Origin of the sequence: Bradyrhizobium manausense, from assembly GCF_018129685.1 — a bacterium.
Taxonomy (GTDB): Bacteria; Pseudomonadota; Alphaproteobacteria; order Rhizobiales; family Xanthobacteraceae; genus Bradyrhizobium; species Bradyrhizobium manausense_D.
Genome location: NZ_JAFCLG010000005.1, coordinates 255,331 through 274,404, shown reverse-complemented (window position 1 = coordinate 274,404; position 19,074 = coordinate 255,331). Strand labels below are relative to the sequence as shown.

General features: G+C 63.4%; 19 protein-coding genes. 10 read left to right on the top strand and 9 right to left on the bottom strand.

Features of this window, described 5'->3' with window-relative positions; translation table 11 throughout:
* Window positions 1-49: 49 nt before the first annotated feature.
* Window positions 50-2,215 carry a catalase/peroxidase HPI gene (katG, locus tag JQ621_RS15970; RefSeq protein ID WP_212235667.1) on the bottom strand — a complete coding sequence of 722 codons (2,166 nt, stop codon included), beginning with the start codon at window positions 2,213-2,215 and terminating at the stop codon, window positions 50-52.
* 117 nt (window positions 2,216-2,332) lie between these two features.
* Between katG and JQ621_RS15965 the strand changes: the two genes are divergently transcribed.
* The 4 genes from JQ621_RS15965 to JQ621_RS15950 all read left to right on the top strand — a co-directional run bounded on the left by JQ621_RS15965 (window position 2,333) and on the right by JQ621_RS15950 (window position 5,447).
* Window positions 2,333-3,259, top strand: coding sequence for a hydrogen peroxide-inducible genes activator (locus JQ621_RS15965; protein WP_212235666.1), 927 nt, complete (start codon window positions 2,333-2,335; stop codon window positions 3,257-3,259).
* 7 nt (window positions 3,260-3,266) lie between these two features.
* Complete coding sequence (locus JQ621_RS15960) at window positions 3,267-3,725, top strand: GNAT family N-acetyltransferase (protein ID WP_212235665.1); 459 nt, start codon at window positions 3,267-3,269, stop codon at window positions 3,723-3,725.
* Between the two features lie 83 nt (window positions 3,726-3,808).
* Complete coding sequence (locus tag JQ621_RS15955) at window positions 3,809-4,624, top strand: hypothetical protein (protein WP_212235664.1); 816 nt, start codon at window positions 3,809-3,811, stop codon at window positions 4,622-4,624.
* A gap of 79 nt (window positions 4,625-4,703) precedes the next feature.
* Complete coding sequence (locus JQ621_RS15950; RefSeq protein WP_212235663.1) at window positions 4,704-5,447, top strand: hypothetical protein; 744 nt, start codon at window positions 4,704-4,706, stop codon at window positions 5,445-5,447.
* 2 nt (window positions 5,448-5,449) lie between these two features.
* Here JQ621_RS15950 and fabI read toward each other — a convergent pair whose 3' ends face one another.
* The 3 genes from fabI to fabA form a co-directional block, all read right to left on the bottom strand.
* Window positions 5,450-6,250 carry an enoyl-ACP reductase FabI gene (gene fabI, locus JQ621_RS15945; RefSeq protein ID WP_212235662.1) on the bottom strand — a complete coding sequence of 267 codons (801 nt, stop codon included), beginning with the start codon at window positions 6,248-6,250 and terminating at the stop codon, window positions 5,450-5,452.
* A 142-nt stretch (window positions 6,251-6,392) separates the two neighbouring features.
* Complete coding sequence (fabB, locus tag JQ621_RS15940) at window positions 6,393-7,616, bottom strand: beta-ketoacyl-ACP synthase I (protein ID WP_212235661.1); 1,224 nt, start codon at window positions 7,614-7,616, stop codon at window positions 6,393-6,395.
* 39 nt (window positions 7,617-7,655) lie between these two features.
* Window positions 7,656-8,177, bottom strand: coding sequence for a bifunctional 3-hydroxydecanoyl-ACP dehydratase/trans-2-decenoyl-ACP isomerase (fabA, locus tag JQ621_RS15935; RefSeq protein ID WP_212235747.1), 522 nt, complete (start codon window positions 8,175-8,177; stop codon window positions 7,656-7,658).
* A gap of 351 nt (window positions 8,178-8,528) precedes the next feature.
* Between fabA and irrA the strand changes: the two genes are divergently transcribed.
* Window positions 8,529-9,017, top strand: a complete 489-nt coding sequence (gene irrA / locus JQ621_RS15930) for an iron response transcriptional regulator IrrA (RefSeq protein WP_212235660.1) — start codon at window positions 8,529-8,531, stop codon at window positions 9,015-9,017.
* A gap of 144 nt (window positions 9,018-9,161) precedes the next feature.
* On the opposite strand, the gene JQ621_RS15925 is transcribed toward irrA, so the two are convergent.
* Window positions 9,162-9,692: an SH3 domain-containing protein gene (locus tag JQ621_RS15925; RefSeq protein ID WP_212235659.1), complete on the bottom strand. Its 531-nt coding sequence runs from the start codon at window positions 9,690-9,692 to the stop codon at window positions 9,162-9,164.
* 315 nt (window positions 9,693-10,007) lie between these two features.
* On the opposite strand from JQ621_RS15925, the gene JQ621_RS15920 reads away from it, so the two are divergent.
* Together JQ621_RS15920 and JQ621_RS15915 are read left to right on the top strand one after the other, a co-directional pair.
* Entirely contained in the window at window positions 10,008-11,009 is a 1,002-nt protein-coding gene (locus tag JQ621_RS15920) for a 2-hydroxyacid dehydrogenase (RefSeq protein WP_212235658.1), read from the top strand.
* A gap of 202 nt (window positions 11,010-11,211) precedes the next feature.
* Window positions 11,212-11,565 (top strand): DUF805 domain-containing protein, encoded by a 354-nt coding sequence (locus JQ621_RS15915; protein WP_212235657.1) that lies wholly within the window; start codon window positions 11,212-11,214, stop codon window positions 11,563-11,565.
* Window positions 11,566-11,673: 108 nt separating this feature from the next.
* On the opposite strand, the gene JQ621_RS15910 is transcribed toward JQ621_RS15915, so the two are convergent.
* The gene (locus JQ621_RS15910; RefSeq protein ID WP_212235746.1) at window positions 11,674-12,477 is read right to left on the bottom strand and encodes a HesA/MoeB/ThiF family protein; all 804 of its coding nucleotides are present in this window, start codon (window positions 12,475-12,477) and stop codon (window positions 11,674-11,676) included.
* A gap of 91 nt (window positions 12,478-12,568) precedes the next feature.
* Between JQ621_RS15910 and JQ621_RS15905 the strand changes: the two genes are divergently transcribed.
* A complete protein-coding gene (locus tag JQ621_RS15905; RefSeq protein WP_212235656.1) occupies window positions 12,569-13,930 on the top strand; it encodes a serine protease in 1,362 nt (453 codons plus the stop codon).
* Between the two features lie 104 nt (window positions 13,931-14,034).
* On the opposite strand, the gene ggt is transcribed toward JQ621_RS15905, so the two are convergent.
* Window positions 14,035-15,714, bottom strand: coding sequence for a gamma-glutamyltransferase (ggt, locus tag JQ621_RS15900; protein WP_212235655.1), 1,680 nt, complete (start codon window positions 15,712-15,714; stop codon window positions 14,035-14,037).
* A gap of 243 nt (window positions 15,715-15,957) precedes the next feature.
* Between ggt and JQ621_RS15895 the strand changes: the two genes are divergently transcribed.
* Complete coding sequence (locus tag JQ621_RS15895; RefSeq protein WP_212235654.1) at window positions 15,958-16,698, top strand: ParA family protein; 741 nt, start codon at window positions 15,958-15,960, stop codon at window positions 16,696-16,698.
* A 208-nt stretch (window positions 16,699-16,906) separates the two neighbouring features.
* Window positions 16,907-17,617, top strand: coding sequence for a ParA family protein (locus JQ621_RS15890; protein WP_212235653.1), 711 nt, complete (start codon window positions 16,907-16,909; stop codon window positions 17,615-17,617).
* Here the strand turns inward: JQ621_RS15890 and JQ621_RS15885 are convergent.
* Together JQ621_RS15885 and mutM are read right to left on the bottom strand one after the other, a co-directional pair.
* Window positions 17,606-18,175, bottom strand: a complete 570-nt coding sequence (locus JQ621_RS15885; RefSeq protein WP_212235652.1) for a GNAT family N-acetyltransferase — start codon at window positions 18,173-18,175, stop codon at window positions 17,606-17,608. The genes JQ621_RS15890 and JQ621_RS15885 overlap by 12 nt on opposite strands.
* Window positions 18,176-18,181: 6 nt before the next feature.
* A complete protein-coding gene (gene mutM, locus JQ621_RS15880; protein ID WP_212235651.1) occupies window positions 18,182-19,063 on the bottom strand; it encodes a bifunctional DNA-formamidopyrimidine glycosylase/DNA-(apurinic or apyrimidinic site) lyase in 882 nt (293 codons plus the stop codon).
* Window positions 19,064-19,074: the final 11 nt, after the last annotated feature.

Sequence of the window (19,074 nt, the reverse complement as noted above, 5' to 3'; positions counted from 1 at the left end):
CTTGGGGAGCTGTACGCCCTCTCCCGCGAGCGGAAGAGGGCGTCCCAACTCACGCAACGATGTCGTAGCGGTCGAGGTTCATCACCTTGGTCCAGGCCTTGGCGAAGTCCTTGACGAACTGCTCCTTGGCGTCCGAGGTGGCATAGACCTCGGCATAGGCGCGAAGCTGCGAGTGCGCGCCGAAGATGAGATCGACGCGCGTGCCGGTCCACTTGACCGCATGGGTCTTGCGGTCGCGCCCCTCATAGGTGCCGTCGGCGGCCGGCGTCCACTGCGTGCTCATGTCGAGCAGGTTGACGAAGAAGTCGTTGGAGAGCGTTCCCACCTTCGAAGTGAGGACGCCGTGCTTCGAACCATTCGCATTGGCTCCGATCACGCGCAGGCCGCCGAGAAGCGCCGTCATCTCCGGGCCGGTGAGACGGAGCAGTTGCGCGCGATCGACCAGGGCTTCTTCCTGCTGCATGAACTGATGCCGCTTGCCGACATAGTTGCGGAAACCGTCGGCGCGCGGCTCCAGCGGAGCAAACGACGCAGCGTCCGTCTGCTCCTGCGAGGCGTCCATGCGGCCGGGTGTGAAGCCGACCTTCACGTCGACGCCGGCGTCCTTGGCGGCCTTCTCCACCGCGGCGGTGCCGCCGAGCACGATCAGGTCAGCCAGAGAGACCTTCTTCGCACCCGACGATGCGTTGAACTCCTTCTGGATCGCTTCGAGCTTGCTCAGCACCTTCGAGAGCTGGGCCGGCTCATTCACCTCCCAGTCCTTCTGCGGAGCCAGACGGATGCGCGCGCCGTTGGCGCCGCCGCGCTTGTCCGAACCGCGGAACGTCGAGGCCGACGCCCAGGCGGTCGAGACCAGCTCGGACACCGACAGACCCGACGCCAGGATCTTGGTCTTCAGCGCAGCGATGTCCTGATCGGAGACGAGCTCGTGATTCACCGCCGGGATCGGGTCCTGCCAGATCAGCGTCTCCTTCGGCACCAGCGGGCCGAGATAGCGCTGGATCGGGCCCATGTCGCGATGGGTGAGCTTGAACCAAGCGCGGGCGAAGGCGTCCGCGAACTGATCGGGGTGTTCCAGGAAGCGGCGTGAGATCTTCTCATAGGCCGGATCGAAGCGCAGCGAGAGGTCGGTCGTCAGCATCGTCGGCCGGTGCTTTTTCGACTTGTCGAACGCGTCAGGAATGATCGCGTCGGCACCCTTGGCCGTCCATTGATGTGCGCCGCCCGGGCTCTTCGTCAGCTCCCATTCGAAGTTGAACAGGTTCTCGAAGAAGTTGTTGCTCCACTTCGTCGGCGTCGTGGTCCAGGTCACTTCGAGACCGCTGGTGATGGCATCGCCGGCGAGTCCCGAGGCGTGCCTGCTCTTCCAGCCGAGGCCCTGATCTTCCAGCGCGCCGGCTTCGGGTTCTGGACCGACCAGCGACGGATCGCCGGCGCCATGGGTCTTGCCGAACGTGTGACCGCCGGCGATCAGCGCGACGGTCTCTTCGTCGTTCATCGCCATGCGCGCGAAGGTCTCGCGGATATCCTTGGCCGCGGCAACCGGATCCGGCTTGCCGTTCGGGCCTTCCGGGTTGACGTAGATGAGGCCCATCTGCACCGCGCCGAGCGGCTCGGCGAGTTCGCGTTCCCCGCTATAGCGCTCATCGCCGAGCCAGGTGCCTTCGGGACCCCAATAGAGCTCTTCAGGCTCCCAGACGTCGGCGCGACCACCGGCGAAGCCGAACGTCTTGAAGCCCATCGACTCCAGCGCGACATTGCCGGCGAGCACCATCAGGTCAGCCCAGGAAATCTTGCGGCCGTACTTCTGCTTGATCGGCCAAAGCAGCCGGCGCGCCTTGTCGAGGTTGGCGTTGTCGGGCCACGAGTTCAGCGGAGCGAAACGCTGCTGACCGGCACCGGCGCCGCCGCGGCCGTCGGTGATGCGGTAGGTGCCGGCGCTGTGCCAGGCCATGCGGATCATCAGGCCGCCGTAGTGACCGAAGTCCGCCGGCCACCATTCCTGCGAATCCGTCATCAGGGCGGTCAGGTCCTTGATGACCGCATTCAGATCGAGCGTCTTGAACTCCTTGGCGTAGTCGAAAGCCTCGCCCATCGGGTCGGACAGGCCGGAATTCCTGTGCAGCATGTCGATGCTGAGATTAGTGGGCCACCAGTCGCGGTTCGCTGGCACGCGTTTGCCGCCCGAAAACGGGCACTTCGAAGAATCGTCCATGAATTACCTCTCCTCTGGTGGCGTCGCAGTCGCGCCATTGACCAGGTGGAATCACTCTAAGCGCCGCGATCGATCAGGGGAAGTTGACTTTAATGATCGCTGCGATAGGATTTTCTGATGATAAATCTGACGCTGCGCCAGCTGCGGTATTTCGACGCATTGGCGCGCCATGGTCATTTCGGCCGTGCTGCGGAGTCCTGTTCCATCTCACAGCCGGCGCTGTCGATGCAGATCAAGGAGCTCGAGGAGGCGCTCGGCGGGCTGCTGCTGGAGCGGAGCGCACGCCAGGTGGCACTGACCCGGTTCGGCGAGGAACTCGCACAACGCGTCCGCGACATCCTGCGCTCGGTCGATGAGCTCGGCGATTTCGCCCGCGCCTCGCAGGACCGTTTTGCCGGGCGCTTGCGGATCGGCATGATCCCGACGATCGCCCCGTATCTCTTGCCCAAGATCACCAAGAACCTCACGCGCATGCATCCGGAGCTCGACATCCGCGTGCGAGAGACGATGACACCGCGGCTGATCCAGGAACTGGTCGAGGGCCGGCTCGATACCGCGATCGTCGCGCTGCCGGTGTCCGAGCCCTCGCTCACCGAGGTTGCCCTGTTCGAGGAGAAATTCCTGCTGGTGCGACCGGGCACGGATGCTGGCACACCGGCGCCGTCGCGAGAGATGATGCGCGAGATGCGCTTGTTGCTGCTCGAAGAAGGCCATTGTTTCCGCGACCAGGCGCTGTCGTTCTGCAACATGCAATCGGCGCCGCCGCGCGAGATGCTGGATGCGAACTCGCTGTCGACGCTGGTCCAGATGGTGAGCGCCGGCATCGGTGTTACGCTGATTCCGGAGATGGCGGTCTCGGTCGAGACGCGATCGGCCTCGGTCTCGCTGTCGCGCTTCCGCGACCCCGAGCCTTCACGCACCATCGGCATGGTCTGGCGCAAGACCAGCCCGCTGGCGCGGCAACTGCTCCAGATCTCCGAAGTGGTGTGCCTGTCGGCCGGCAAGGCACGACCGCGGCAGGCCGCGCGCAGCCCACGGGGTTGAAGCCTCGATGTCAAATCCGATCATTCGCCCCGCAAGCGCCGACGAATATGACGAGATCGGCCGGGTCTGGATGGAGAGCTGGGTCTCGACCGGGCTTGAGGACGCGAGCGCATTCCTGCTGGCGAATTTGCGCGCGCGGATCCGCCGCGAGATCGAGGACGGCTGGACCCTGTATGTCGCCGACGACAACGACACGATCGCCGCCATGCTGGCGCTGCATCTGCCAAAGCTCTATCTCGACATGCTGTTCGTCGGGCCCGCCTATCAGGGGCAATCACTCGGGCGGAAGCTGCTTGCGTTCACGCGCACGCAGATGCCGGATGAAATCCACCTGCGCTGCGTGCGCGAGAACGAGAAGGCCTGGCGCTGGTACGAGCGCGAGGGATTTGTGTGCAAGGGGGAAGAGATCTCGCCGGTCACAGGCTTCGTGATGAAGTGCTATCGGTGGAAGCGGACGACTGGGTAGGCACCGAGCTCCGGACGCAGCTTGCGGTTGTCACAATCCTAACTTAGTGTGGCGTGTCTTCCGCATCCGATCTCCTGGAATCCATGGTTCGCATTGCTGTCTACTTCATCGCCCTGCTGGCCCTTGTAACTTCGGCAGCCGCGCAGACCTCACCCTCGCCGCCATCCGCCCCCGCCAAGTCCGCGGCAAAGAAGCAGGCACCGAAAACGACCGCCAATGTGCGGGCGCCGGTATCGGCGGAGACCGGTCCCTGTCAGATCGGCGTCATTTCCGCGATCGGAGACCGGTTCTCGGTCCAGCATGTCGGCCTCACGGTGCTCGGCAACGAGTATATGGAGGCGCCAATCGACGCGTGGGGTCTGGATGATCTCGTGGTCGCGAGGGTTCGCGCTGCAGCGCCCGGCACCGCTGTCCGAAAGATCTCTTACGCCAGCGGAGCATTCAGACCGTATGACCATCCCGAAGCAAAGCTGTTCCGAAACAGTCGTGACGATCTGACGGCGCTGGTCCGTCAGATCGCCGGCAATGCCAATTGCGAGCGCTACATCATTGCCACGAAATCCCGCATTTCGGTGGACGGCACCAACCAGTCAATCGCAGGCATGGGCGTTTACAAAAACTGGGCCAGTCCGTCCGGGCGAGGCGTCGTGGTTGCCCATTTTCTTTTGACCGTCTTCGATGGACGGACTTTTGAGATCCACCGTGCCCCGTCCCGGGATTTCGGAGATGTGCTTGCGTCGAGTTTTTCAAACAAGAATGATGATATTCGCATCCTCAACGATCTCGACTTTCCCAAAACGCCGGAACAGGCAACCAACAACGCGACGCTGCGCGACAGCGCACGCAACCTGATCACGGCAAAGCTGGAAAAGATCTTGCCGCCCTATTTGGCGCCGTGAAGCGCGGGCGCATCTGATGACGAACGTACTCGCTGCCGCATTGGTATCGTATACGCTGCTGTCGCCGACAGGCGCGCAGGTGCAACCGGCGCCGAAAATAGAACTCGCCAGGCCTGCGGTCAGGAAACCGGCAATCGTCACGCCAAGCGCACCCGTTGAGAGCGGTCCGTGCCAGATCGGCGTAATTCCGATCGTCGGCATTGTGTTCATGGTCGAGAAATTCGGGCCCGTCACTTTCCTGGATAGATATTCACGGGTGTCGGTTGCGGCATGGGGGCTCGACGACCTCGTCGTCTCGCGTGTTCGCGCCGCTTCGCCGGGCAGTCCCGTGAGGAGAATTCCGTTCACGAGGGAAGAGCTGAAGTCCGGTGGACGCGACCAGCCGCGTCTATTTGCGTCTTATCGTATGGCGTCCGATATCGAGAATTTCGTTCGGCTTCTCGCAACAAAGGTCCGGTGTGAGCGCTATGTCGTCGTGCACAGGCATGGCGGAAGCCAGCGCGAATTCGGTATTGGAATCTCGCAATACCCTCTCAACGGGCCCACGCATCTTTTCGCTATGACGTACATCCGCGTCTATGACGGCGCGACGTTCTCGTTGATCGGGGAGGCTGCGGCCTTGACGACCGAGGACACGTTTGCAGAGCGCCTGATGCACAACTCGCTTGGTGGCCCGTCAATGCAGGTAGACCAAGCGGCGTTTCCGGAGAAGCCTGCTGACGTACCCAACAATCCGCTATTGCGCGACGGCGTGCGCACGATGCTGACGAAGAGCCTCGACAAGACGCTGCCAGGTCTGCTGCAACGCGCATCACAGCGCTGACATTACTCCGTCGTCTTCAAATCATCCGGCCGTGGCATCAGGATCGTGTTGTAGCCGGAATCGACATAGTGAATCTCGCCGGTCACGCCGCCAGAGAGATCCGACAGCAGATACAGCGCCGAGCCGCCGAGCTCATCGAGCGTGACGCCGCGGCGCAGCGGCGAATGTTTCTGCATGAAGGCGAACATCGCGCGCGCCTCGCCGATGCCGGAGCCTGCGAGCGTGCGGATGGGTCCGGCCGAGATCGCGTTGACGCGGATGCCGCGCGGTCCGAAATCGGACGCAAGATAGCGCACCGAGGCTTCCAGCGCCGCCTTGGCGACACCCATCACGTTGTAATTGGGCATCGATCGCTCGGAGGCGCCGAAGGTCAGCGTGATCATGCTGCCGCCGTCCATCATCAACTCAGCGGCGCGTTTTGCGACCTCGGTGAACGAGAAGCAGGAGATCACCATGGTGCGCGAGAAATTCTCGCGGCTGGTGTCGGCGTAGCGGCCCTTCAGCTCGTTCTTGTCGGCAAAGCCGATCGCGTGGATCACGAAGTCGAGCTTGCCCCACTTTTCACGGAGCACGTCGAAGGTGGCGTCGACGCTGGCGATGTCCTCGACGTCACAGGGGAGCACGAGTTCGACGCCGAGAGATTCCGCCAGCGGCTTGACGCGCTTGCCCAAAGCTTCGCCCTGGAAGGTGAAGGCGAGCTCGGCGCCATGGGCATGCAGCGTCTTCGCCATGCCCCAGGCGATCGAATGATCATTGGCGATGCCCATGATCAGACCGCGCTTGCCTTTCATCAAACCTTCCATTGCACAGCGGCTCCCATGATTTCGATGTCATCGCCCGGCTTGACCGGGCGATCCAGTATTCCAGAGACAGCAGTGAGTGAATCGAGAAGCCACGGCGTACTGGATGCCCCGGTCAAGCCGGGGCATAACAGCGAGCTGACCGTCACACATCCATCCGGCTGAACACCAGCGTGGCGTTGGTGCCGCCGAAGCCGAACGAGTTCGAGAGCACGGTGCCGATCTTGACGTTGTCGATGCGCTTGCGCACGATCGGCATGTCGGCGAAGACAGGATCGAGCTCGTGGATGTGCGCGCTCTCGCAGATGAAGCCGTTGTTCATCATCAGCAGCGAATAGATCGCCTCCTGCACGCCGGTCGCGCCGAGTGAGTGGCCGGTCAGCGCCTTGGTCGCCGAGATCGGCGGGCATTTCTCGCCGGCGCCGAACACGCGGCGGAGCGCGTCGATCTCAGGCGGATCGCCTGCCGGCGTCGAGGTCGCGTGCGGATTGATATAGTCGACCTTGGTCTTCACCGTCGACATCGCCATCCGCATGCAGCGCTCGGCGCCTTCACCCGACGGAGCGACCATGTCGTAACCGTCCGACGTCGCGCCATAGCCGACGATCTCGCCGTAGATGCGCGCGCCGCGCGCCTTGGCGTGTTCGAGCTCTTCCAGCACCAGCACTCCCGCGCCGCCGGCAATGACGAAACCGTCGCGGTTGACGTCGTAGGGACGCGAGGCGGTGGCGGGCGTGTCGTTGTACTTCGACGACATCGCGCCCATCGCGTCGAACAGCACCGACAGCGACCAGTCCAGCTCCTCGCAACCGCCGGCGAAGACGATGTCCTGCTTGCCGATCTGGATCGTCTCATAGGCGTTGCCGACACAATGGTTCGACGTCGCGCAGGCCGAGGAGATCGAATAGTTCACGCCCTTGATCTTGAACCAGGTCGCGAGCGTCGCAGATGCCGTCGACGACATCGCCTTCGGCACGGCAAACGGACCGACGCGCTTCGGTCCCTTGGTGCGGGTGATGTCAGCCGACTCGACGATCGTGCGAGCTGACGGGCCACCGGAGCCCATGATGATACCGGTGCGGATGTTGGAGACTTCCTCCGGGCCGAGGCCGGAGTCCTGAATTGCCTGCTCCATCGCGACGTGATTCCAAGCCGCGCCCTGACCGAGAAAGCGCATTGCACGACGATCGACGACCGTCGCGGGATCGAGCGTCGGCGCACCCTGCACCTGCGACCGGAAGCCGAGCTCGGCATATTTCTCGGCCCGCGAAATGCCCGACTTCGCCTCGTGGAGGCTCGCAAGCACTTCCTGGGTGTTGTTTCCGATCGACGAGACGATACCCATCCCGGTAACCACAACCCGCCTCATGACACCCTCGCCTAAATCGTTGTCTTCTTGATGATGCGCTCAGCCCAGGCTCGTGCCCTGCTTAAACAGGCCGACCTTCAGATCCTTGGCGCGATAAATAATCTGGTCGTCGACCGAAAGCCATCCGTCGGCAATGCCGAGCACCAGCTTTGAACGCATCACGCGCTTGATATCGACGTTGTACACAACCTTGCGGGCCTCGGGCAGCACCTGTCCGCCGAACTTCAGTTCGCTGAGGCCGAGTGCACGACCGCGACCTTCGCCACCGCTCCAGCCCAGGTAAAAGCCGACCATTTGCCAGAGCGCATCGAGGCCAAGGCAGCCCGGCATCACCGGGTCGTTCTTGAAGTGGCAGCCGAAGAACCAGAGATCGGATTTGACGTCGAGCTCGGCGCGCACCAGGCCCTTGCCGAATTCGCCGCCATGATCGTTAATTTCCGTGATGCGGTCGAACATGAGCATCGGCGGCAGAGGCAATTGCGCGTTGCCGGGACCGAACATCTCGCCGCGGGCACAAGCCAGCAAATCCTCGTACTCGTAACCGTTGCGCCTGTTCAGCATGCGGAAGCCTCTGTTTGAACCCCGATTGAGCGGCGTTTCTGGCAAAAATGGGCCCCGTCCTGCTCGGAAGGCAACACACATTGCCGTCGTCAGGCGCCAATAACCGAGAGCTGGATCGGCCGCAGACCGGGCCCCAATGCCCGGCCACGCCTGAATCGGTTGAGCGGAACCGCGCGCTCTCTAACACAGGCCTTTTCGGGTAGCAAAGTGGTCCCATGAAGGTAGAATGACGGGCTCCCGAGCCTGTTCCTCTGCTGATTAGAACCCCTCTAGTTGCGAGAAACTTGCATCTGCATCTATCTGTCCATATATTGCAGATAGATATTGTTCACGCGTGCCCGAATTCAGGAAATGAGCGACAACAACGCAATCCGTAACGACGAAGATGCCCATGCGGCCCTTCTGTCAGGCCGCCAGCCGGCCCTGACCGGGTGCCCTTGGCACGACGTCAACGAAATGCTCCAGTCAGCCGGCCTGCGCCCGACGCGGCAGCGCATGGCGCTCGGCTGGCTCCTGTTCGGCAAGGGCGCACGCCACCTCACGGCTGAAATGCTCTATGAGGAAGCAACCCTGGCCAAAGTGCCGGTGTCGCTCGCGACCGTCTACAACACGCTGAACCAGCTGACCGATGCCGGCCTGCTGCGCCAGGTCAGCGTCGACGGCACCAAGACTTATTTCGACACCAACGTCACCACCCACCATCACTACTATCTCGAGAACAGCCACGAGCTGGTCGATATCGAGGATCCGCATCTGGCGCTGTCCAAGATGCCGGAAGTGCCTGAAGGTTACGAGATCGCGCGCATCGACATGGTCGTGCGCCTGCGCAAGAAGCGCTGAGATCGTCCTACACCGTTGATTTAGTCGTCATGGCCGGGCTTGTCCCGGCCATCCACGTTTTTGGGCCAGGTGCAGAAGTCCGTGGATGCCCGGGACAAGCCCGGGCATGACGTTGGCTTACAGCTTGTTCTTCCGCCCGCGGCGTCAGTTCACCTGCTCGTCCGCATAGACGCCCCAAAGGCGCTCCTGCTGGATCCAGCCGTCAAAGCCATTGCCGGTGACGTGGCACCAGCTGGTGGTGCACTTTTTCACTGTCGTCACGACGCCGGCCTGGAGTTTCGCGGCCACCGCGCTGTCGGGGTCGGCGCGCTCGTAGATCGGCGCGAGGTCGTCCTTGTTCTTCATGGTGACCACCGCAGTGCGGCGTCCCGACAACAGCGAGTGATAGACCCAGCCCTCGGCACCCTCGGAATCGCGCACGCGACGCCAATTCTCGAACTCGGCGGTAATTTCGACCGGAAGGCCGGCACGGGTGTAGACCCAGGCGACGTCATTGTCCTTGGTCGGGCCGGCGCGGACGTTCACGTGATCCGATTTGAGACTGACATAGCGCGGCACCGGAAGGCCGCTGGCGGTCTGCGGTGTAGTGTCCTTGGCCGAGTGCGAGGGGCCGACCGAGGCGCTCCACCAGGTGCAAACGAGCGCCATCACCGAACAAAACCGCCCCAACGCCATTAACCCGTCTCCCGTCGAAGACCTCGGCTCAAAGCCAGGGCCCTCACCCCACATTCCAAACCCTGCCGCATCATTCCCTGTCCCGCCCCACGCGGGTTCCCGAAGCCAACTTGTCTTGGCCCGGCCTTCTGCTAGAGAGGACGGACATCTGAACAACCAGTTTGCCCCGATTTTCCGGCCGGAAAGCTGGGGACAGCTTGAAGGAAACGCCGGGGACGACGCGGCAAGGCCAGTGTCGAACAACCGGGTTAATGAGGCCTCAACGGCCGGCCTTTGGCGACAGAGGCGGCCCGCAACGTCTCATGAGGGCAGGACATGTCAGTGAAGAAAAAGCCCCTCGTCGTTGTAACGCGCAAGTTGCCGGACTCGATCGAGACCCGGATGCGCGAGCTGTTCGACGCGCGTATCAATCTCGACGACACGCCGATGTCGGCCGAGCAGATCGCCGAGGCCGCGCGCACCGCCGACATCCTGGTTCCAACGGTCACCGATCACATCAGCGCCGACATCGTCAACCAGCCCGACTGCAAGCTGAAGCTGATCGCCAATTTCGGCAACGGCGTCGACAATATCGACGTGGAGGCCGCGCATGCCCGCGGCATCACCGTCACCAACACGCCAAAAGTTCTGACCGAAGACACCGCCGACATGACCATGGCGCTGATCCTGGCCGTGCCGCGCCGGATGATCGAAGGTGCTTCCGTGCTGACGGAAGGAAAACCCTGGGCCGGCTGGTCGCCGACCTGGATGCTCGGCCACCGCATCGGCGGCAAGCGCCTCGGCATCATCGGCATGGGCCGCATCGGCCAGGCCGTCGCGCGCCGCGCCCGCGCCTTCGGCTTGCAGATCCACTATCACAACCGCCGTCCCGTCGCGCCGAAGATCGCCGAAGAATTGGGGGCGACCTATTGGGAAAGCCTCGACCAGATGCTGGCGCGAATGGACATCATCTCGGTGAACTGTCCGCACACACCGGCGACGTATCACCTGCTGTCGGCGCGCCGGCTGAAGCTGATCCGCAAGGACGCCTACATCGTCAACACCGCGCGCGGTGAGGTGACGGACGAGGACACGTTGATCAAGCTGATCGAAGGCGGCGAGATCGGCGGCGCCGCCCTCGACGTCTATGAGCACGAGCCGGCGGTGAACCCGAAGCTGGTGCGGCTCGCCAGAGCCGGCAAGGTCATTCTCATGCCGCATATGGGCTCGGCCACGATCGAGGGCCGCGTCGAGATGGGCGAGAAGGTCATCATCAACATCCGCACCTTCCTCGACGCGCACAAGCCGCCGGATCGCGTGCTGCCGAGCATGCTCTGAGGATGCTGCGGCCGAGGGCCGCGCTCGCCACCGTTCGCTTCCAAGGATAACCGAAAGTCAGTGCCGCGTGGTCGTCATCGACGGCCCATGACAGTCGGCCAGTTGAGTCTGCAAAGCAGCTCTTGACCGCGCAAAGACACAGCGTAGGGTTGTAATTGAGCGTTTTGGCATCGAAGGAAACGGCACGTCCGTTGCGAATGCAATGAAATACTTACGCGCATTCTTTGGTTTCTACGGCCGTATGAATAGATTTCAGTACGCGATGGTGATGATAATTGGATACACGGGACCGATTGTCATTTTCGCCCTAACATGGCCTAGTCTTCGCGAAATGGGCGAGCTCGGTATATTCACCGGCATGACGCCGCTAATCATCATGATCTGGGTTCTATTTGCAGCCACGGCAAAGCGGTTTCGTGATATTAACAAATCTGGCTTCGCCTGTTTATACCTCTTCATTCCCGTCGTGGGGCTCATCACGCCTCTCGTTTTGTTGTTTTATCCCGGTGACCTCTCTGACAACAGATTCGGGCCTCCACCGCTTGAGTTTAATTGATCGGCTTCAAACCGTCTGCTTGTGAGCCGAAGGCCGACATTCAGCCGTTCAAAGCTCCCTTTTTGAAGAACAAAGCGGACGAGACAAATTCATTTGTCGACGCGCCACTCAGGTGCGATGGGCGCTGAGGTCGGTGACCACTGGCCCATCGCCATTGAGCGGATTGGCGGGATCGCGCGCATAGCGCAGCGTCTCGAAGCGCATCGCGCGTGCGTCGATCATCAGGAGACGGCCGACCAGGCCATCGCCGAAACCGACGATCTCGCGGATCGCCTCCAGCGCCATCATCGAGCCCATGACGCCCGCAAGCGCGCCCATCACGCCGGCCTCCGCGCAGGCCGGCACGGTGCCCGGCGGCGGCGCTTCCGGAAACAGGCAGCGATAGGTCGGATTGAATTCGCCTTGCTCGTTCTTCTCGTGCGCGCGGATGGTGGTGAGCGAGCCGTCAAACGTGCCGAGCGCCGCCGTGATCAGCGGCCGCTTCGCGAAGAAGCAGGCATCCGAGACCAGGTAGCGCGTCGCGAAATTGTCGGAACCGTCGAGCACGAGGTCGTAATCGCCGATCAGGCTGAGCGCATTATCGGCGTTGAGCCAGGTCGCGTGACCGACGAAATGCACATGGGGATTGAGCTCTGCGATCCGCTCGGCCGCGCTCTCGACCTTGTGCCGGCCGATGTCGGGCGTCGTATGGATCACCTGGCGCTGCAGGTTCGACAGCGACACGAGGTCGTCATCGACCACGCCCAACGTTCCGATGCCGGCGGCCGCCAGATACATCAGCGCAGGCGCGCCGAGCCCGCCGGCGCCAATCACCAGCGCAGAGGCCCGCTTCAGCGCAGCCTGACCGGGGCCGCCGACATCGCGCAGCACGATATGGCGGGCATAGCGTTCGAGTTCGTCCGGGTTGAGCAAGCTCTTTGACTCCTGAACCACCGCAACATTGTTCGCGACCAACGAGATGTGCTTCAATGGCAGCGCGTTCAATGGGCTGGCTGGATTTGTCATGAGATCGATGCTTGCGGCAACACTGATGTTGGCGTCTGCCACAGGCGCTGGCGCCCAGATGACGGCGCCGCAGGTCCCCGGCGCCAGGCCGAAGGCGGTCCAGACCGCACCAATCAAGCCACCCGCCCTGCAAACCCCGTCGGAAACAGCCGACGCGATGGCGCAGGCCGAGCGGCTGGCGCTGCAATCCGACCTCGCCTGGGTCGGCGAATACAATGGCGCCATCACCGGCGACGTCAGCTCGCGCATGGTTGACGCCATCAAGGAATACCAGAAGGCCAAGGGCGGCAAGCCGACCGGCGTGCTGAATCCGCAGGAACGCGCCGCGCTCGCCGAAACCGCTCGGCGCAAGCAGGACAACGTCGGCTGGAAGATCGTGACGGAGATGACCAGCGGCGCGCGGCTTGGCATTCCCGGTAAGCTCGTGCCGCAGCAGACGACCGACGCCAACGGCTCGAAATGGAGCTCGCCAACGGGCACGGTGCAGGTGCAGCTCAGCCGCCGCAAGGAGGCGAACCCGACCACCGCAAAGCTCGCGGAGGCCGAGAAGAAGGAGCCGGCCGGACGCAAGGTCGATTACACCGTGGTGAAGCCTGATTTCTTCGTGCTGTCGGGATTGCAGGGCCTTAAGAAATTTTACGTGCGTGGCACCTTCAAGGGCGACGAAGTCCGCATCATGACAATCCTGTACGATCAGGCGACCGAGAACACGGTCGAGCCGGTCGTGATCGCGATGTCGAGCGCGTTCAACGCGTTCCCGACGGGACCGCAGGCCGGACCGCCACCGCGCAAGACCGTCGAATATGGCACCGGCATCGTCGTCAGCGACGACGGCGCGATTCTGGCGGATCGTCTCGTCACCGATTCCTGTCTCGCGATCACCATCGGTGGCTTCGGCAATGCCGATCGTCTCGCCGAGGACAAGGAGCACGATCTTGCGCTCTTGCACATCTATGGCGCGCGCGGCCTGAAGCCGCTGATCCTGACAGGCGGCGCAGCGAAGACGAGCGTCGATGTCGTCGGCATCGCCGATCCCCAAAGCCAGGGCGGTGCGGCCGTCGTGTCGAGCGTCAAGGGCGCGCTGGCGCCGGTCGGCAGCGGCGATGCCGCACTGTCGCCGCCGCCGGCGGTTGGATTTTCCGGCGGCCCCGCTATTGACGGCGATGGAAAGTTCGCCGGCTTGGCATTGTTGAAGCCGGCCGTCATCGCGGGACCCGCGACGGCGGCACCGGCGTCGCAGGCCGTGATGGTCCCGGCGGAGACGGTGCGCGACTTCCTGAAGGCGAACGGCGTTACAGCGAACGGCACGTCGACAGATGCGAAGGCCAGCGTCGTGCGCGTGATCTGCGTGCGAAAGTAGGGGCCGCGTGGACGGTGCGCTCCTTCTCCCGCGAGCTTGCGGGAAAGGGTTGGGGTGAGGGTGCTTCGGGAGCTCGCGGTTAGTTAAGCGAACTCCATCAGGACCTAACCCAACCTGAACCGCACGCCGCTCTTCGCAAGCCCACCTGAAATTCCAACCGGCGTGCCGTCCGCGCGCCAGCAGGCGGCGCCGGTCATCGTGCCGTCGTCGTGGAAGGCGATGCCGTTCATGCCGCCGGCGACAGTCGCGACCGGCTGGACCTTGTGGCCGAGCGCGGTGAGCTTTGTCCGCACGCTCTCCGGCACCTGTTGCTCGACCTCGAGCGCATTGCCTTCGGTCCAGACCCGCGGCGCCTCGACCGCTTCCTGCAAGCTCATGCCGTGGTCGATGAGATTGATCAGCGCCTGCATCGCGCTGGGGAAGATGCGCTTGCCACCGGGCAGGCCCAGCGCGTAGCGCAGCTTGCCGTCGCGGAGCGCCATCATCGGCGACATCGAGGTCGTGACGCGCTTGCCCGGCGCCAGCGACAGCGCATGGCCCGGCCGCGGATCGAACAGGTTCATGTAGTTGTTGGCGATGGCGCCAAGACCCGGGATCATGATCTTCGCGCCGAACAGATTGTTGATGGTCTGCGTGGTCGCGACCACGTTGCCGAAACTATCCGCCGCCGTCATATGCGTGGTGTGCGCGCTTTCGAGCTGCGTCACACCCGCGCCAAAGGCCTGCGCACGGGCTGGGTCGATCGTGCGGCGGCGCTCGTCGGCGTAGGCTTTCGAGGTCAGCTTCTCCACGGGCACGCCGACATAATCTGGGTCGCCGCTGGCTGCGGCGCGATCGGCGAAGGCGATTTTGAGGACCTCGGCGAGATAGTGGATGGTCTCTGATGTGCCGAAGCCGAAGGCGCCGATGTCGTAGCCCTCCAGGATGTTCAGCATCTGCGCGATGTGCACACCGGAGGCCGCGGGTGGCGGCGGGCCAAGGATGGTCCAGCCGCGATAATCAGCACGGATCGGCTGCCGCTCGACCGTCTTGTAGCCGGTCAGATCGTTGCGGCGGATGAAGCCGCCTGCCTTTTCCATATAATCGGCGAGGATATCGCCGAGCGGCCCCTCGTACAGCGCGTTCTCGCCGTGATCGGCGATGGTGCGCAGCGTCTCGGCATACTCGGCCTGCACCACGCGCTCACCGACCTTGAGCGGCGCGCCATTGGGCAAGAAGATCGCCGCGATCGGCTTGTCCTTGCGCATCGTGGCGGCGCACTCGCCGATGCATTCGTGCAAGTAAGGTGTCACCGCATAGCCGCGCTCGGCATGCTTGATCGCGGGCTGCATGACGTCGGCAAGGCTCATGGTGCCGAACCGGCTCAACGTCTCGCACCAGGCTTTCAGCGAGCCCGGCGTGGCGACGGCCTTTGGCCCGTTGAGGTTCTCATTGCCGACGGTGTCGAACACGTCATGCGCCGAGCCCGGCCTGGAGGTGTAGGTGGTGTCGCGGACCGACGCGGGCACCGTGCTCTGGCCATCGACGATGCGGTGGCTGCCGTCGGCCAGGCGAATATGCGCCATGCCGCCGCCGATGATGCCGACCATCATCGGCTCGACCACGGTCAGCGTGAACAGGGTCGCGATTGCAGCATCGATGGCGTTGCCGCCGGCGGCCAGCATCTCGGCGCCGGCGCTGGAGGCCAGCGGGTGGTTGCTGACCACCATGCCGCGGCTCGAGACCGCCGGCATCTTCTGGCATTCAAAGCTCGTCGCCGTCCGGTCGCGCCAGTTTCCACCCATGCCGCTTGTCCTTTTTGTTCACGACGGCAAGCACATCACAGGCACTTCTACGGGTCCAGTACTGGTACGGATTAACTGGCATTCCCGATTCTGCCATCATCGTTACTGTTGATTCGGACATCCGCGGTCCCCCTTTGGATCGGGCAGGGCACGTCCTGAGCGAGAAGAGCTCAGCATCGCAATTCGATGCACGTTCGCGTGGCGTTACCTCAGACCCAAGCACTCCAAAGGATTGATCTTCCAATGCACACGATCGTACTGGCCACCCAAAAGGGTGGCAGCGGCAAGAGCACGCTCGCCATCGGCCTCGCGCTGGCTGCCAAGCAGGCCGGCTTCACCGTCCGCCTGATCGAGACCGACCCGCAGGGCACGCTGTCCAACTGGGCACGCCGCCGCAACAATGACGACGTCGTCGTCGAGCCGATCTATCACGCTGCCGATTTCGCGCCACGGCTGAAGATGCTGGCCGACAGCGGTCTCCAGCTCGCGATCGTCGACACCGCGGCCGGCCTGTCCGCCACGACCACCGCCGCGATCCGCCATTCCGATCTCTGCCTGATCCCGGCCCGCCCGAGCGTCGCCGACATCGAGGCGACTGTCTCCACCGTCAGCGTCGCACGCGCCTGGAAGCGTCCCTACAGCTTCGTTCTGAACCAGACGCCGATCCGCGGCCAGCGCATCGACAACGCGGCCAATACCCTCGCCGAGGAAGCCGCGCTCGATCTCACCGAGGTGCTCGCACGTCCGCTGATCGCGATGCGCAACGACCACCAGGACTCGCTGGCCGTCGGCCTCGCCGTCAGCGAATTCGCACCGAACGGCAAGTCGACCGAGGAAATCCGCGGCCTCTGGCGCTGGATCGAGACCCGTCTCGAACTCTCCGCCGGCAATCTCTTGATCGACCAGGTCATGTCGGCCGCCGACGGGGTGCTGCACGCCGCTGCCGAGCTTTCGGCCGACGAGACGACTGTTCTGGCGTCCTGAGCGGGGCGATCGCTCAAGGCCCAGGCGGGCTCTTCGCAATCCGGTTGCAAGAGCCCGAGCGACGAAGCAATCCGGCCACCAGCCCGGCCGGATTGCTTCGCTCGCGCCCGTAGTTCTACAGTATTCACAATAATGTCATATCGCGGCAATGTCGAAAGCGATTCGCGATCCCTTCGGGATACGCCTCGTTGTCGGCTAGGACCGCTCGATGCGCACACTGGTCTTCGCTACGCAGAAAGGCGGTTGCGGCAAGAGCACGCTCGCTGCCTGCATAGCGGTTGCGGCGAGGAACGACGGCCATCTGGTTCGCCTGATCGACACCGATCCGCAGGCCACGTTGTCGAACTGGCAAAGCCGCCGGCCCGCGCATGACGTCGTCGTAGACGCCGTTCGGGAAGCCGGCGAGATCGAGCCAGAGCTGCGGAAGCTGCGCCGCGAGGGTACTGACCTCGTGATCATCGATACCTCGGCCGGCATGAATGCGACGACGCGGACCGCAATTCTTTGCGCCGACCTTTGTCTGCTGCCGACGCGGCCAAGCATCGCCGACCTCGAATCGACCGTCACGACATTGCGCGTCGTCAGAGCCGCGCGGCGACCCTTTGCCTTCATCCTCAACCAGGCCGCGATCCGCGGCGAACGCGGCAACCTCGCCGCATCGGCACTGAGCCGCGAACCCGAGCATGGTCTTGCCAGCGTCGTCGCACTGCCGTTCATCGCCAGCCGTAACGATCATCAGGACGCACTCGCTGCCGGACTCACCGCCGTCGAATACGCGCCTGACGGCAAAGCCGCCGACGAAATCCGCCGACTCTGGGAGTGGATCGAGATGCGCTTGAATGGCAGATCCCAACGATCGGGGCCGGCCGATATGCTGGATGACGACGACGCTAACGTACCGTGGGACTCATGCCTGTGATTGCGCACCTCTGCTGCGCAGCCAGGTCTCACGCCGCACGATCCATCGCTCGGATTTCGACTGCCCGCCATGGTGCGGCAGCTCGATAAAGCCGACGAACTCTGCGCCGGTCTTCTGCTTGACCCTGCGCGAGGCCTCGTTGGTGGCGGCGTTGCAGACGTAGAAATGATCGAGGCCAAGCGTGAGGAAGGCAAAGTCGTTCACCGCGGTGATGGCCTCCGTCATCAAGCCGCGCCCCCAATAAGGCTCAGCCAGCCAGAAGCCTCGATTGCCTTTGGCACCGTCGGCACCGGGACGGAAATGAATGTTACCGATCGCCTCGCCGTCGCCGCCCCTCGGCACCAGCACCCAATGGTTGATCTCCTCGCCGGCCGAGATCTTGCTGAGCTCCGAGCGCACGAAGGTTTCCGCACCATCAGCCGGATACGGCCAGGGCACGACGGCAGCCAGATGCCGGATGATGTTCCAATTGTCGAAATGGCGCTGGATCGCCGGCGCATCGGACAGCGCGAGCGGGCGCAGGATCAGTCGTTCGGTATCAAGCTGCGGCGTCTGCATGGTCTTCTACTTCTGACACTTCGAACACCAGAAGGTCGACCGTCCATTCTGGGTAAAGCGCTTCACGGTGCCGCCGCAGCGCGGGGTCTTGCAGGTCTCGCCTTCGCGGTCGTAGACCTTGAACGAATGCTGGAAATAGCCGAGCTCGCCCGATGTCTGGCGATGGTCGCGCAATGATGAGCCGCCGGCCTTGATCGCATCGTTCAGCACGGTGTGTATCGCAGCGACCAATCGCTTCGCGTGATCGGTCGGCTCGCCCTTCCTGGTCGAGAGCGTCGCAGCGATCCGGCGCGGCGACAGGTGCGAGCGGTGCAAGGCTTCGCAGACATAGATGTTGCCGAGCCCTGCGACCACGCGCTGGTCGAGCAGAGCGGCCTTCAGGCTCGTCGTCTTGCCTGCGCAGGAATGCGCCAGCATCGCCGCGTCGAACTCATTGCCAAGCGGCTCGGGGCCGAGGTCGCGCAGCAAGGGCTCATCCTCGAGCGCGTTGCGCGCGATCACTTTCATGTAACCGAAACGCCTGGGATCGTTGAAGACGATGTCGGCGCCGGAGGACATACGAAACAGCACGTGGTCGTGCGCGGAGTCCTTGCCCCGTGGATAGTGAAACTCACCCGGCGCGGCCTCGTTGGCCGGCTTGATGACGCGGAATGAGCCCGACATGCCCAGATGCATCAGCAGCACGTCGCCGGAACCGAGATCGGCCATGAGATATTTTGCACGGCGGCCGAGGCCCGTGACGATCTGCCCCTGGAGCCGGGCCACAAAGTCCGGCTGGAACGGAAAGCGCAAATCGGGCCTTCGGGCCTCCGCAACGACGATTTTTGCGCCCTCCATGACGGGCTGAAGGCCGCGACGGACGGTCTCGACTTCGGGCAATTCAGGCATGGTCAGGCATT